The sequence below is a fragment of the Clostridium sp. UBA1056 genome, from assembly GCA_002316385.1.
GTDB lineage: Bacteria > Bacillota > Clostridia > Clostridiales > Clostridiaceae > Clostridium_J.
Map to the genome: position 1 here is coordinate 1 of DCDL01000060.1, position 15456 is coordinate 15456.

Sequence of the window (15456 nt, forward strand, 5' to 3'; positions counted from 1 at the left end):
ACCAAAAGGGTAAAGAAAATGAACACCATATGGAGTCAGAGGTTGCTGGTAATAAAGGCCATGAAGAACAATATAAAGAACATCATGACCAAAAGGGTAAAGAAAATGAGCACCATATGAAGTCAAAAGCTTGTAAGTGTCCATGTGAAAATCATTGTAGAGATTATGGGAATTATCTTGATTCTGAAGAATATGATAGTGAGCAGCGTGACCATAAGGGTAAAGAAAATGAACACCATATGAAACCAGAGGCTGATAAGTGCCTATATGAAAAGGATAATAAAGGCCATAAAGAGCATCATGAGGAATATCATTGTGATCATGAAGAATATCATAAAGAACATCATGATTATAAGGGTAAAGAAAATGAACATCATATGAAACCAGAAGCTGGTAAGGGTCTATATGAAAAGGGTAATAAAGGCCATGAAGAGCATCATGAGAAATATCACGGTGATCATGAAGAATATCATAAAGAACATCATGATTATAAGGGTAAAGAAAATGAACACCATATGAAATCAGAGGCTGATAAGTGTCTATATGAAAAAGATAATAAAGGCCATGAAGAGCATCATGAGAAATATCACTATGATCATGCAGAACATCATGATTATAAGGGTAAAGAAAATGAACACCATATGAAATCAGAGGCTGATAAGTGTCTATATGAAAAAGGTAATAAAGGTCACGAAGAACATCATGAGAAATATCACGGTGATCATAAAGGACATCATAAAGAACATCATGATCAAGAGAATAAAGAAAATGAACACCATATGGAATTAGAATTTAATAAATATCCATGGAAAAAACATGATAGAGATTATGAGAACTATCTTGATTGTGAAGAATATCGTAGTGAGTATCATGACGATAAAGATAAGGATTATGGACATCATATGGAATTAGAGTTTAATAAGTATCCATGTGAGAAATATGATATAGATTATGATTGCTACTATAATCATAGAGAAGACGAAGAGCATGATGTAAAACTAGAATTTAACAAATATCCATGGGAAGAGTATAATAATGAATATCATGAGAAATATCGATTTGATTATGGAGAATACAATAGTGATCATCATGATTATATGGATAAAGAACATGAACATCATATGGAGTTAGAGTCTAACAAGTATCCACGTGAGAAATATGATATAGGTTATGATTGCTACTATAATCATAGAGAAGACGAAGAGCATCATGTGAAACCAGAATTTAATAAATATCCATGGGAAGAGTATAATAATGAATATCATGAAAAATATCGCTTTGATTATGGAGAATACAATAGCGATCATCATGATTATATGGATAAAGAACATGGACATCATATGGAGTTAGAGTTTAACAGGTATCCATGTGAGAAATATGATATAGGTTATGATTGCTACTATAATCTTAAAGAAGACGAAGAGCATCATGTAAAACCAGAATTTAACAAGTATCCATGGGAAGGGTATAATAAAGATAATAATGAACGCCATGAGGAATATTACTGTGATTCTGGAAAATACAATAGTGATCATCATGATTATATGGACAAAGAACATGGACATCATGTGGAATTAGAACCTAATAGATATCCATGGCAAAAGCATGATAGAGATTATGGGAATTATCTTGATTATGAAGAATATCATAGTGAGTATCATGACAATAGGGATAAAGAACATGGACATCATATGGAATTAGAGTTTAACAAGTATCCATGTGAAAAGTATAATAAAGATGAAGATGATAAAAAATATTATGATAAGCCTGATATTATGAATCAATGGGATAATAACCCGATCAAATATAAGTGCGATAGAGAAGAAGAAAACCAAGGTATAACCTTAAAGGAAGAGATTGGAGAAGATTATAAAGTATATGAGAGTAAACCTTACTATGATGAGATTATAAGAGAGAGAGAGGAAGATGATCGTCGTAGATTAGAAAACCTTAACTCAAATAAATATAATATGTGTGAGGAATGTGTTCAGCCTAAGAGTGACTGCGGAAAATGTGAATATTTACTTCAAGGTATATATTTAAATAATTGTGATTATGGACACAAAACCCATAAGAAGAAACGCTATGATTATGAAGAATGTGATGAATATCATTCAAGTAAAAAGAAAAAGAAAAAACATCATAAGAAGCATCACAGATAATTAAAAAACCACTTTCTATAAAAGAAAGTGGTTTTTTATGTAGACTACTATACTTCTTTTGGTGTGTCAGTAATAGGTTCAGTTTTTATAGCATACTGAAAAGCCGTATTATCTGCATCTTTACTTCTATACTTTTTTATGTCAGGGAAGGCTATAGAATTCATTTCGTCATCTTCACCACAATGGCAATCATTGAGATTCTCTTCATAGTCATCATCTAAAAAGCTATATTGGTATATGTCTGAATCTTCTTGTTCTTCATCGTTATATAAACCATCATTCATAAGAGCTTCACTTATAGCCTTTGTACTCTTAGTTGAAATAACATTTATTACCTTATCTACAATGACAACAGCACCTACAACGGCTAAAGTATTTGTTATTAATTTTTTTAAATTCATACTATCATTCCTTTCTTAAGACTCCCATTTAGTTTATGTATAAAATGAGAAATTATATTAATATGTTTATTGAAACTATTGAAAAATATAACAGCTTAATTTTTATAAGATTTTAATTTCTTCATAAGAGATTCTAAATGAAACATATGACTTTGAAGTATATTAAGATTTTTACCTAGAGATATACTTTTAGTTATTATTGCATTAAGTAAATCTAACTCTTTTGGATTAAGAGAATTCTTAAATTTTATTTGCTCATCATAGTTAAGTTTTTCAAACTCTATAGCAACTTCATAACAATACTCTAATAAGTTGTTATTAATATAACTAGCTCTATTTTTATAATTTCTTTTACAAACTAAGAATCCGATAATAATTATAACTACTAAAATAATAAATGGATACATGAACACAAGATCTCCTTTCCAACACATATTAATAAGTATAGGCTAAGGAGTGCTTGCTGTAAAGAAAATTGTTCTTATTATACAAAATGTTAAAAAATTTGTAATAACATTTTCACGGCTACAGCAATAGACATGGTTACAAATATTGGTTTAATAACCTTCGAACCTTTATTAATTGCTAGTTTTGTTCCTAGCTTAGCTCCTAATATCATAAATACACATACAGGTATTCCAATTAAATAGTTTATATTCCCACTAAAAGCAAAGGTGATAAGAGCAGCAATGTTACTAATAAAATTTAAAACCCTAGCATTGGCTGAGGCCTTAAGAAAGTTGAAGCCTAAAATGTTTATAAGACCAAAGATTAAGAAGGAGCCTGTACCAGGTCCAAAGAATCCATCGTAGAACCCTAAAGAAAAAGCAAAGATTATAGAAATAGTTATATTTTTTTTATTTAAGCCTCTAAAATTATCCTCTTCTCCAATGGATTTAGAGAAAAATGTATAAATACCAATGGCAAGAACGAGGACGAGTACTAAAGGTTGAAGAAAACTTTCATCTAATAGAAGCACAGACTTAACTCCAAGAATAGATCCTATTAAAGTAAAAGGTGCTACTATTTTAAGAAACTTAAAATTACAATTACCTGATTTTATGAAGTTAATAGAGCTAGTAAGAGATGCCATGGATGCTGTAAATTTATTAGTTCCAAGCACCATATGAGGAGGTAATCCAGCTATCATATAAGCAGGAACACTTATTATTCCTCCACCCCCAGCAATGGAATCTACAAAGGCTGCTAAAAAACCTGCAAAGCACAAAAAAATAAAAGTAAGTGTATTCATAATTCCTCCCTAAATTAAACTATTTACGATGACTACCGGCTCTAATAATCCCATCTTTTTCAAAGTGGGAGTAAAGAGCTGCTACGTCCCTGGNNAAAAATACTGATACTAAGAATTCTGTTAGTAAAGCTTCGAAGAAGCTAAGAACTCTGTTTATAAGCTTCATACTAAAGAACATATATTTATGAAGCTCAGTCTACTCTTATATTATAATGATAAAATAGTTAAAAAGAAACTTAAATGCCTAATGAAAACGAAAAAATTAGACACGCTAAATTTTCGTCATTGAAAGTTTAGTTTTCATATATAAATACACTTCATTTTACTAGATATTTTTATAGGATATTTTACGAAAATATGATTTTAGTAAAATAATGCATAATATAAGTGTGATAGCTTCTGTAATTGGCATACTAAGCCATACTCCTTCAATTTTATATATAGAGGACAGTACTAACACTGTAGGTATAATAATTATAAAGCCTCTTAGAATGGAAATTACAAAACCTTGCTTAGGCATAGATATAGAAGTAAATAGGGAGGTAGAAACAATATTTATTCCCATAATGATGAAAGCTAAGAAGTATAAAGATATGCCTTGAGACGCAATTTTAGCTAATTCAGCATTTCCATCTTTATTAAACAATGATATAATTTCACCATCAAAGGAGAGCCCTAGTATATAAAAGGCGAATCCTAAAGTAATAGAAAGCACTAAAGCACAATAGAAGGTTTTACGTATATTTTCTAATTTATTAGCGCCAAAGTTAACACTAATGATTGGTTGGATACCTTGTCCTATCCCTGTAAAAATAGCTACACATACTAGAGATATATTAGAGATAATACCATAGGCACCTATACCCATATTTCCTTCAAGATTTAGAATAATCATATTGAATATTAATATAACTACACCAGATGAAAGTTCTGTAATAAATGAAGGTATTCCAGAGAGTATAATTGGTTTAACTTCATTTTTAATCATAGGTCCCTTGAAAAGCCTAAAGGTATTTTTCTTCCTTAAAAAGTGCGTTGATAGTACGAACATGCTAAATAAGGGCGCAAGCGCTGTTGCAAAGGCAGCTCCAAACATACCTAACTTCATTGGATAAATAAAGATATAATCTAAAATTATATTACTACCACTGGCAGTGAGCATAGCTAACATAGCTAAATTGGGATCTGAATCATTTCTAACAAAGCATACAATGATATTGTTTATAATAAATCCTAAAGAAAGACACATTATAGTTTTTAAGTAGCTATTTGCTAAAGGAAGGATGGAGGAAGAAGCTCCAAGTAATTTTACAATATTTTCTGAAAAGAATATTCCTATTATAGTGATAATAATTCCAATACCTAATCCCCAATGTATAACTTGAGTAAAAATTTGTTCACATTTCTCATGAGTATTTTTCCCTAAAGATATTGAAAAACGTGTAGCCCCTCCCATTCCAAGTAGTAATCCAACACCATTAATGATACTATATACGGGTAAAACTAAGTTTAAAGCAACTAATCCATCAGAACCGACCCCGTTGGAAACAAAATAAGTATCTGCAAGAATATATAGAGATAGTCCTAGCATACTCATTATATTTAGAGAAACATATTTAATAAAGGTCTTGTAAATGTTGTCATTTAATATGTTATTATTATTCATATTTATCTCCTCCTTAAAATAAAAAAGCGTTAGGTAATCATATCCAAAGACCTAACGATATGATTCCTAACGCTTTATAAAGTACTTTAACCCGGCGATTAAAAGTACTAAAGCACTATATAATTATTTAGCAAATTAATTATAGCACATTTACTATATAATTCAATATGAAAATTTTTAATATTATATAAGTTTCAATAAAGAAGCATCATCTATGATATCCATCATAGGCTATATTAGGAAGTAACATAGATGTGAAAACTTAATTGAAGCATATATTAAATTAACTTTAGGAATTATTTTCTTCCAGCACCTCCACCTCTTGAGCTACCTCCACCAAAGGAGCTACTGTCACTAGAGCTATTTTGGGAGGAAGAGTTACTTTGGAAGAAACTACTTTTACCACCGCCAAAGGAATTCTTTTTAGGTGGGCTAGATTTACCACCACCAAAGGAACTTTTTTTAGGTTGTTTGCTTTTAGCGCATGTGGAGCTACTGCTAGAAGATTTGAAAGAACTTTCCCAAAAGCTTTTTTTAGGAGGTGTATACCTATTATTATTCCAAAGGCTATTCTTATTTTGTTTACGCCTATCATCATCACAATGCCTATTATCATTGTATTTATAACTATGCTCTCTTTTAGAAGAAAAAGGTGAGTGGTTAGAATTATTAGTATAGTTGTGATTAGATGAATTACTATCATAATTTTTTTCTCTATAAGTATTTTTGCTAGAAGATTTAGAATCATGTTTTGAAAAATACCAAAAGAAAAGTATAAATGATAGAATAATAAATAAATATCCTAGATAAGGTGTATCAGACTTATCAGAATCACTTCCATTATTTCCTGAATTATTTGTACTATTACTAGAGTTGTAAGAATTATTTTTATCAATAGTATTAATTTTAGTAGCTAACTTTGATACCACATTGCTAATACGGTATTTATTACTATGGGTACTTAGGGATGTAGCAAATTTTTCTTCTATAGAGCTATATCCTGGTGAAGTCGTTAAGGAACTTTTTAAGCCAGAGCCTGTGGCAATGAAAGTCTTATTTTCACCAGAAACAATAAGTAATAATACTCCATTATTTTTTTCTTTTGAATTCATACCCCATTCATCGAAAACTTTATAGGCATAGGTCTCTATGTCGTAACCTTCTGGTAAGTTTTCAATAGTTAGAACTGAGATCTCAGCATTACTAGTTTCGGCAAATTTTTCATTTTTGGTGATTACATATCTTATATCACTATCAGATAAAACATCAGCATTATCTGTTACCAACATAAGCTGAGAACGCTGAGGAATTAATGAATCTGTGGCACTCTTTTTAGATGTATTTAGATCATTTTTAGAATCACCTTTATCTTTATCTTCTGTAGAACTATAGCTTTTATTTATCAACTTTACAATGGAATTAAAGGTATTTGTAACTGCCTTATCATAATCTCCACTGTCAAAATCATTGGCAAGATCCTTATCAATTATTTTATTTAGAACATAAGAAGAAAGGGTTTTGTCTAATCCTGCACCTTGGGCAATCCAAAACTTACCTTCACCAGGTACAAGCAAAATTACTACTCCATTATTCTTTTCACTAGAACCAACTCCCCAATGATCTAAAACAGTGTAGGAATAAGTTTCAGAATCATATCCATTAGGAATTGCATCTATTGTTAAAATGGCTATTTGAGCACCTGTAGCTTCATATAAAATTTCGTTTTGCTTAACTAAATAGTTTTTAGTTTCATCTGACAATATGTTAGCATTGTCAGTAACATATAAAAGTTCAGAAGGATCAGGTATGTCAGAATCAGCATTAGCAGATATATTAAGAAAATTAATAGTAAAAGCTAATGTAATAATAAGTATTAAAGATTTAAAGTTCAAAAATTTATTTTTCATAAATATCTCCTATAATTATAATACTAAAATTATTTCTTAAAGCCATCACTAGTTAGGCCTTCTTGAGCAAGCATATTCTCTAGCACTTTAATATCTGTAGATATATCTAAAGCATCATCAGCAAATAGGTTGTCTAGCTGCTTCTCAAAGGCATCAGCTATAGTAGAAAGAATACCTTCAATATTTTCTATGGTTGAAGATATATGTTCACCTTTAATACCTTGTTCATTTAAACTAATATACGAATCTAACAGTTTTAAAAGTGTAGGTAAATAATAGTTCATAAATTTACGTATTTGAGGTGCATCTTCAGGATGTTTTGCAATATATCTGAAAATCTTGTCAGTAGCTACTTCCATACGCGTAATATGAACAGTGATTTTTTTATTAGTAATTGCATGATTTGCTTGTTTAATTTGTCTAAGATAAGCAAGCCCTTCAGAAATAATAACATCTACAGCTTTATCACCAGAAGAAATTGTTTCATCGGTAGAAGAAGTCGGTTCTTTAGCAGAAGAAGTTATTTTAACAGTAGCTTTTTTCATAGAATTTTTACAACTAGAAGATTTAGAAGCACGTTTTAAGAGGTAGCGAAGAGTGAATACAATTATGAGAAAAATAATTAAATATCTTATATAAGGTACTTTAGTAGTACTAGTATTGTAAGAATTATTTTTATCGATAGTATTAATGTTAGTAGCTAATCTTGATACCACGCTGCCAATCATGTATTTATTGTTATAGGTACTTAGGGATGTAGTAAAACTTTCTTCTATAGAGTTATAGCCTAGTGAAGTCGTTAAGGCACTTTTTAAGCCAGAGCCTGTGGCAATGAAAGCCTTATTTTCACCAGAAACAATAAGAAGCAACACTCCATTATTTTTTTCTTTTGAATTCATACCCCATTCATCGAAAACTTTATAGGCATAGGTCTCTATGTCGTAACCTTCTGGTAAGCTTTCAATAGTTAACACTGAGATTTCAGCATTGCTAGTTTTAGCAAACTTTTCATTTTGGGTGATTACAGATTTTATACTACTATCATGCAATACATCAGCATTATCTGTTACCCATATAAGCTGAGAACGCTGAGGAATTAATGAATCACCAGAACTCTTTTTAGATGCATTTTTATAAATAGTATTAATGTTAGTAGCTAAATCTGATACCACATATCTAATATTGTATTTATTGCTATGAGTATTTAGGGATGTAGCAAAATTTTTTTCTATAAAGCTATATTCTGGTGAAGCCATTAAGGTACTTTTTAAGCCAGAGCCTGTGGCAATGAAAGTCTTATTCTCCCCAGAAACAATAAGCATTAATACTCCGTTATTTTTTTCTTTTGAATTCATACCCCATTCATCGAAAACTTTATAGGCATAGGCCTCTATGTCGTAACCTTCTGGTAAGTTTTCGATAGTTAGAACTGAGATTTCAACATTACTGGCTTTAGAAAACTCTTCATTTTTAGTAATTACATGTTTTATATCACTATCAGATAAAACGTCAGCATTATCTGTTACCCACATAAGCTGAGAACGGGTAGGAATTAATGAATCACCAGAACTCTTTTTAAATGCATTTATATCATTCTTAACATTATTAGTAGCATATAAAAGTTCAGAATGATCAGGTATGTTAGAATCAGCATTAGCAGATATATTAAAAAAATTAATAGTAAAAGCTAATGTAATAATGAGTATCAAAGATTTAAAGTTCAAAAAATTATTTTTCATAAATATCTCCCATAATTATAAGATTAAAATTAATACAATATATTAAAAAATAAAATATCTGAAGTAAAATCTCCAGGTATTTTATTTTTAAAATAATTTAAATTATTCTCTGCCAGCGCCTCCACCTCTGGAGCTACCACCGCCAAAGCTATTTCCGCCAGAGGAACCATCGCTAGAAGAACCACCTCCAAAGCCACCACCAAAAGGAGGTTTTGGATTATTACCTCTAAAGGGAGGTCTGCCACCAAAAGGTGGTCTTGGTGGGCGATGATGGTGACGTCTAGGATTAAAAGGTCTTCCAGGACCATAGCTATCATCATAATATTTACGTCTAGATCTGCCCCTTGGACTACAGAATGTAAGAGTAAACATTAAAATTAAAAAGAATATTCCTAAAGGAATAACTATATCAGTAAAAAACGAAGATTTCTTCTCAGGTTCTCTATTTATAACTTGATTACTAGAGTTAGCACTATCTCGAGAAGAAGAACCATAGATTCTATCCATCTCATCTAAAAGAGCATTAAAGGTATTTTTAACAGCAACATCATAATTACCCTTATCAAAATCATCATTAAGGTAATCATTAATGATATTATTTATAGTTCCACTACTCAATGAATTTTCTAATCCAGTACCTTGAGCAATCCAAAATTTATCTTCACCAGGCACTAAAAGCAACAATATACCATTATTTTTTTCCTTTGAACCCACTCCCCAACTGTTGAAAACAGCATGAGCATATTCTTCTGAGTTGTATCCATCAGGTAAGAAATCAATGGTCAATATGGCAATTTGTGCACCAGTATTTTCATATAATATATTATTTTTTTCAACTATATAATTTGCTGTGTTAGAAGATAATATTTTGGCATTATCAGTTACATATAAAAGGCTAGAAGGTTCAGGTATATTAGCTTCAGCATTGGCCATAGTAATATTAAATAAAAATATTACTATGGTAATAGCCATAAGCAAAAGGATATTAGCTCTAAATAGCCTTTTTTTCATTATTGGTCCCCCTTATACTATTAAGGCACTATCAAATAAANNCGTCGTTAAAATCCTGTCATAGCGCCACTATGACAGGAGTTTAACACCTTGTCTAGTGACAAATATACTTCAGATCTTTGGTCTATTATTTATTTTCACGTACCTTATTGAAATAATTTTAAAGGCTTTACAAAAGTAAGCTTACTTAATATATTGGCAGGAAATTGCTTTAATGTATCATTAAATTTTTTAGCATATTCATTATATTTATCATGACCTATAGTGTCATTACGGCTGCAGAAGTCTGCATATATGCTATTACGATATCTCTCATCCTTATCAGATAAATTTTCCTTGCCTAGTAAAGTATATAATTCATTGACAGCCTCAGTTAATTTTATATTTGCATTATATTTTTCTTTAGGTGTTTGAGCAGTTGTAAGGCTATTTCTAGCATCACTTATAGTTTTAAATATAGAATTATTCATATCAAGGTAATTGTCTGCAATTTTCACTAGATTGCCAGAGAGTTCGAATCGTTGATTTAAATCATTTTGAATACCCATACCATCACCATTAGCTCCATTAATAAACACATTACTTGCATCAACGGAAAGGCCAGTAAGGGAACGATGACTACCTATTAAAATTGAGGCAATAATCATTACAATCATGATTATTATGGCAAAAGTTTTATTTTTAAAAAGGTTCATTTTCTCCTCCTTAATATAAGTTCACTATTAATATCCATTAGTCAAAGTATATTTTCAATACTTAAATGGAAATATAGATTAAGGTATGAAGATGCCTTACTAACGAATATCTAAAAGCTTTTTCTTAAGCTCTCCTTCGATACGTCCAATTTCAAGTTCAGCCTCTTGACGTTTTTGACGGCCTTGCTCTTGAATTTTAACTACTTCATCTAGGGTAGATATAAGAGTTTGGTTAGTGTGTTTTAAAGTTTCAATATCTACAATTCCACGTTCACTTTCCTTAGCAGTTTCAATAGTAGCAGTTTTTAAGGTTTCAGCATTCTTACGTAATAATTCATTAGTCATATTTGTAACTTCTCTTTGAGCTTCCATTGCTTGTTGAGAATGGGCAACACCTAAGGCAATAACCATTTGACTCTTCCATAGAGGAATAGTATTAACCAAGGTAGACTGTATCTTTTCTGCCATAAGAGTATCATTATTTTGAACTAATCTAATCTGTGGAGCCATTTGAATAGAGATAATACGAGTAAGCTCTAAATCATGAATCTTTTTCTCAAAACGGTCACAAAGATTAGCCATATCATTGGCAGCTTGAGAATCCTCAGGTAAATTAGAAGCATTAGCCTTCACAACTAATTTAGGAAGTACTGTTTTACGAACCTCTTCAAGTTTTTTCTTACCGGCAAGGATATACATAGAAAGTTCTTTGAAATATACTAGATTTATGCTATACATTTCATCTAACATTGCAATATCCTTTAATAGTTGAATTTGATGTCCTTCTAAAACATTGCATATCTTATCTACATTTACTTCAGCTTTATCATATTTAGTTTTAAGATTTGATATGTTATTAGTAGCTTTTTTAAATATTCCAAAGATGCCCTTAGGTTTTTCTTCAGTACTAAAGTCTTTAAGCTCACCAACTAAATTAGTTATCATATCTCCAACTTCGCCTAAATCCTTTGTTCGAACCTTGCTAAGAGCGCTTTCAGAAAAACCAGCTATTTTCTTTTGAGATGCAGCACCATATTGAAGAATCATATTTGTATTAGTAATATCAATCTTTTCTGCAAAATCACTTACCATTTTTTTCTCTTCATCAGTTAATGAGCTATCATCAAGAACTTCAGGCTCTAACTCTGGAGTAGGCTCTGGTTTAGCTTCTGGAGCTACTTCAGCAAAAGGATCCAATGTAAGGGAAGGTATTACATTGGATGTATTAGAACCTGTAGATAATATATCTTTATTTTCATTATTTGTCATTTAATTGTCCTCCTTGATATTGAAATAAATATATTTGTTTAGGCATCTGAAAATAAATAATAAGTCAAATATACGAGCATTCTGACTTATTTATTTTTTGAAGATGCCTTATATAAACTTTAATAAATAAAATTCTTTAATGATTTCTAAGGTAATCTAGGATTTTAAGTAGCTTTAATTTAGATACTTTATTAAAAGCCATATACTTTAAATAAGTATAAAATTAATTCTATATAAGAAGAAAGTAATTTACATGAAGAAAATTATTTCTTAAAGCCATCACTAGTTAGACCTTCTTGAGCAAGCATAGTCTCTAGCACTTTAATATCAGTAGATATATCTAAAGCATCATCAGCAAATAGATTATCTAGCTGCTTCTCAAAGGCATCAGCTATAGTAGAGAGAATACCTTCAATATTTTTTATAGTGGAAGATATATGTGCACCTTTAATACCTTGTTCATTTAAACTGATATATGAATTTAACAGTTTTAAAAGTGTAGGTAAATAATAGTTCATAAACTTACGTATTTGAGGTGCATCTTCAGGATGTTTTGCAATGTATCTGAAAATCTTGTCAGTAGCTACTTCCATACGTGTAATTTGAACAGTAATTTTTTCATCAGTAATTGCATCATTTGCTTGCTTGATTTGTCTGAGATAAGCAAGACCATCAGCAATAAGATCATCTACAGTTTCATCACCAGAGTGAATTGGCTCTTCTTTTATTGGAACCATAATGGTAGTAGAAGGAGTTAATTTATTTACTATAAAGTAGATAATAATAGATAGTATCCCAGCTATTATAAAGTCAAAAATACGGTACATGGGAAAAACTAAGGCGTAAATTAGCCAGAATACACCTACTGCATAGAAGGGAATAGGTGGCTTCCTAATTTCTTCACGCATATTCCTTTGCTGCTTTGATGATTCATTAGTATTCATATCTGTCTTTCTACCTTCATTATTAGAATTTGTCATGTGACCACCAACCCTTTGTTAAATATGTATTATATATACTATAATTTAATTGTAAAGACAATTATAGTTAGTGTCAATTAATATTGGAATTACAGGAAAATTAATGATTTGGAGAGAGATTATATGCAGAATATATTTAAAATTTAATATAAAGTATTTAAGGACTTTTGCAAAATAGCTTACTAATCCATTTATAAAATGCTGAGTTTGTACCTTAATATAATATAAGTGCATTTCTCAGCATTAACTTAAGATTAGTTTATTTGCAAAAGTCCTTTATAAAAATAATATTATTTTTTACTTTTTAGATTTTCTTCCCATAGTGGTTCAGCTCTTTTAGCCCAAGTATTACCATAGTCTATAGTTTTAGCAACTAAGTCATCTACATTTTCTGGATCCACGTATTCTGTGGATTTAGCACCAGAAGCTTTAACCATTTCTGCAATTTTTGGAGCATTATCAAGAATTGGACAAGGTCTAAATTGATTTTCATTAAAGGGTTGATTCTTTTGATATTCTCTAAATAATGGTTGACCTAAGGCTTCAACTAAAGGAACTTCCTTTATATTAGCGCTAGAGTAGTGACAGAATACGCAAGGTTCTACGTCTCCATTAGCATTGATATGACAATATCTTCTTCCACCGGCAACGCAGCCACCAACATATTCAGCATCGTGCCAGAAGTCCATATTAAAGATTGGTTTATTAGAACGCCAACCTCTGATAGTACGATATAATTTCTCTCTTTGATCAGGATTAGCCATTAAGGATGTATCTGTTTTGCAACCTATAGGCATGAAAGTAAAGTACCAAGAGAAGTAAGCACCTATATCTATCATCATATCTATAAACTCTTCGGATAGAACGCTATCACAGTTGTCAGTTGTAAAGCAAGTTGAGAATCCAAATGGAATTCTATTTTTCTTCATAAGAGACATAGCTCTTGTAATATCCTTCCAAGATCCTTCTCCACGTCTTGCATCAGTAGCATCATCAAAGCCTTCTACACTTATGGTAGGAATTATATTTCCAACTTTACATAAATTTTCACAGAAGGTTTGATCAATAAGTGTTCCATTAGTGAATATCATAAATACACAGTCAGAATGTTTTTTAGCAAGTTTTAGTATATCGTCTTTTCTAACTAAAGGTTCTCCACCAGTCATTATATAGAAGAAGATACCTAAATCTTTACCTTGAGTAAGTAAGCTATCTAATTCGTCAAAACTTAAATTTAAAGCTTTGTTATAATCAGCGGCCCAACAACCTATACACTTTTTATTGCAAGCAGTAGTAGGGTCTATAAGTAAAGTAAAAGGTATGTCATATCCATATTCTTTAGATTTTTTCCTTGATTCACTCCAACCTTTAATAGAAGCGTTAAGAAGGAAGTTGCTAAATACAGTTTCTAAAATATGAGGATCTACCTCTTTCATCAATTTATTCATAAGCTCTACCCAGTTGTTATCCTTCTCTTTTAAAAATTCTTCAACGGCATCATATTGGTCAACATATAAATTTTCAGTATCAAATTTTCTTACCCAATGAATAATTTTCTCTAAGTTTTCTTCTGGATTTTTCTTTAAGTATCCAAGTACTTGTTTTAAAGCAGCCTTTTCAATTTTATATTTTACATTTAACATAATCCTTCCCCCATTCTAAATAATTTTAAAGTAAGAAAGTATCATTTTTATTCCCATAATAAGTAATATAATGCTACCACATAAACTAACCATACCTCTGTATTTATCACCCACACGATAACCAAATCGCAGGCCAATGATAGATGATACACCTGTTATTATAAATACAATAAACATATCTATAATAATTTCAGTACGTAATAGAGCAAAGCTAATACCTAATATTAATGCATCTATACTAGTTGAAAAGGCTAAGGAAAAAATCTTCCTATAGTTAAAGGTTTCTCTTTGCTCATCAATTGATTTAACTGTCATAGCATTTCTTATCATCTTCAGTCCTAAGAAAATAAAAATAATTGCGGAAAACCATTGATTGATAGATTTGGAAGTTTCAGAATAGATTGAGCTTACTGGAAATCTGGTAATCATCATTCCAATAGTAAGCATAATAGCTTGCATTCCCCCAAATGCTAGGCTAACAATAAGATCCATACGTTTTTTTAAGTGTGATTGGGTTGCACCATTACATATAGTCACTGTAAATGCATCTAAAGATAATCCTATTGATACTATGATTACTTCCAGAACACTCATAAGCACCTTCCTTTCATAATCCATTTTCTTAAATTATAGTCAATATAGATTTTTATGTAAAAATACACTTTGCCATAAATGTAGTTTATAAAAAACAAAAAGCGACTTTTGTAGTCGCTTTAAAAACAAATCTATTT

The 15456-nt window shown here is 30.6% G+C and carries 12 protein-coding genes and 1 pseudogene; 1 reads left to right on the top strand and 12 read right to left on the bottom strand.

Going from position 1 to position 15456, the window contains the following annotated elements:
* A pseudogene (locus B3W71_RS16465) lies at positions 1 to 2162 on the top strand (hypothetical protein); the annotation flags it as partial.
* 47 nt (positions 2163 to 2209) lie between these two features.
* On the opposite strand, the gene B3W71_RS16470 reads toward B3W71_RS16465, so the two are convergent.
* The 12 genes from B3W71_RS16470 to B3W71_RS16525 all read right to left on the bottom strand — a co-directional run bounded on the left by B3W71_RS16470 (position 2210) and on the right by B3W71_RS16525 (position 15319).
* Positions 2210 to 2563 carry a hypothetical protein gene (locus B3W71_RS16470; protein ID WP_346890037.1) on the bottom strand — a complete coding sequence of 118 codons (354 nt, stop codon included), beginning with the start codon at positions 2561 to 2563 and terminating at the stop codon, positions 2210 to 2212.
* A 95-nt stretch (positions 2564 to 2658) separates the two neighbouring features.
* Complete coding sequence (locus B3W71_RS16475) at positions 2659 to 2970, bottom strand: hypothetical protein (protein ID WP_346890038.1); 312 nt, start codon at positions 2968 to 2970, stop codon at positions 2659 to 2661.
* Between the two features lie 89 nt (positions 2971 to 3059).
* Entirely contained in the window at positions 3060 to 3815 is a 756-nt protein-coding gene (locus tag B3W71_RS16480; protein WP_346890039.1) for a TSUP family transporter, read from the bottom strand.
* Positions 3816 to 4140: 325 nt separating this feature from the next.
* Entirely contained in the window at positions 4141 to 5481 is a 1341-nt protein-coding gene (locus B3W71_RS16485; protein ID WP_346890040.1) for an MATE family efflux transporter, read from the bottom strand.
* Between the two features lie 296 nt (positions 5482 to 5777).
* The gene (locus tag B3W71_RS16490) at positions 5778 to 7388 is read right to left on the bottom strand and encodes a TPM domain-containing protein (protein ID WP_346890041.1); all 1611 of its coding nucleotides are present in this window, start codon (positions 7386 to 7388) and stop codon (positions 5778 to 5780) included.
* Between the two features lie 29 nt (positions 7389 to 7417).
* Entirely contained in the window at positions 7418 to 9127 is a 1710-nt protein-coding gene (locus B3W71_RS16495; RefSeq protein ID WP_346890042.1) for a 5-bromo-4-chloroindolyl phosphate hydrolysis family protein, read from the bottom strand.
* Positions 9128 to 9229: 102 nt separating this feature from the next.
* Positions 9230 to 10138 (bottom strand): TPM domain-containing protein, encoded by a 909-nt coding sequence (locus B3W71_RS16500; protein WP_346890043.1) that lies wholly within the window; start codon positions 10136 to 10138, stop codon positions 9230 to 9232.
* A 146-nt stretch (positions 10139 to 10284) separates the two neighbouring features.
* Positions 10285 to 10833, bottom strand: coding sequence for a LemA family protein (locus B3W71_RS16505; RefSeq protein WP_346890044.1), 549 nt, complete (start codon positions 10831 to 10833; stop codon positions 10285 to 10287).
* A 99-nt stretch (positions 10834 to 10932) separates the two neighbouring features.
* Complete coding sequence (locus B3W71_RS16510) at positions 10933 to 12102, bottom strand: toxic anion resistance protein (RefSeq protein WP_346890045.1); 1170 nt, start codon at positions 12100 to 12102, stop codon at positions 10933 to 10935.
* Positions 12103 to 12365: 263 nt separating this feature from the next.
* Positions 12366 to 13082 carry a 5-bromo-4-chloroindolyl phosphate hydrolysis family protein gene (locus B3W71_RS16515; RefSeq protein ID WP_346890046.1) on the bottom strand — a complete coding sequence of 239 codons (717 nt, stop codon included), beginning with the start codon at positions 13080 to 13082 and terminating at the stop codon, positions 12366 to 12368.
* Between the two features lie 290 nt (positions 13083 to 13372).
* Positions 13373 to 14725, bottom strand: coding sequence for a radical SAM protein (locus B3W71_RS16520; protein ID WP_346890047.1), 1353 nt, complete (start codon positions 14723 to 14725; stop codon positions 13373 to 13375).
* Between the two features lie 15 nt (positions 14726 to 14740).
* Positions 14741 to 15319: a manganese efflux pump MntP family protein gene (locus B3W71_RS16525; RefSeq protein ID WP_346890048.1), complete on the bottom strand. Its 579-nt coding sequence runs from the start codon at positions 15317 to 15319 to the stop codon at positions 14741 to 14743.
* Positions 15320 to 15456: the final 137 nt, after the last annotated feature.

Coding starts and splice junctions, on each gene's coding strand:
- B3W71_RS16470 (WP_346890037.1), bottom strand. CDS start 2,563: ATGAATTTAAAAAAATTAATAACAAATACTTTAGCCGTTGTAGGTGCT.
- B3W71_RS16475 (WP_346890038.1), bottom strand. CDS start 2,970: ATGTATCCATTTATTATTTTAGTAGTTATAATTATTATCGGATTCTTA.
- B3W71_RS16480 (WP_346890039.1), bottom strand. CDS start 3,815: ATGAATACACTTACTTTTATTTTTTTGTGCTTTGCAGGTTTTTTAGCA.
- B3W71_RS16485 (WP_346890040.1), bottom strand. CDS start 5,481: ATGAATAATAATAACATATTAAATGACAACATTTACAAGACCTTTATT.
- B3W71_RS16490 (WP_346890041.1), bottom strand. CDS start 7,388: ATGAAAAATAAATTTTTGAACTTTAAATCTTTAATACTTATTATTACA.
- B3W71_RS16495 (WP_346890042.1), bottom strand. CDS start 9,127: ATGAAAAATAATTTTTTGAACTTTAAATCTTTGATACTCATTATTACA.
- B3W71_RS16500 (WP_346890043.1), bottom strand. CDS start 10,138: ATGAAAAAAAGGCTATTTAGAGCTAATATCCTTTTGCTTATGGCTATT.
- B3W71_RS16505 (WP_346890044.1), bottom strand. CDS start 10,833: ATGAACCTTTTTAAAAATAAAACTTTTGCCATAATAATCATGATTGTA.
- B3W71_RS16510 (WP_346890045.1), bottom strand. CDS start 12,102: ATGACAAATAATGAAAATAAAGATATATTATCTACAGGTTCTAATACA.
- B3W71_RS16515 (WP_346890046.1), bottom strand. CDS start 13,082: ATGACAAATTCTAATAATGAAGGTAGAAAGACAGATATGAATACTAAT.
- B3W71_RS16520 (WP_346890047.1), bottom strand. CDS start 14,725: ATGTTAAATGTAAAATATAAAATTGAAAAGGCTGCTTTAAAACAAGTA.
- B3W71_RS16525 (WP_346890048.1), bottom strand. CDS start 15,319: ATGAGTGTTCTGGAAGTAATCATAGTATCAATAGGATTATCTTTAGAT.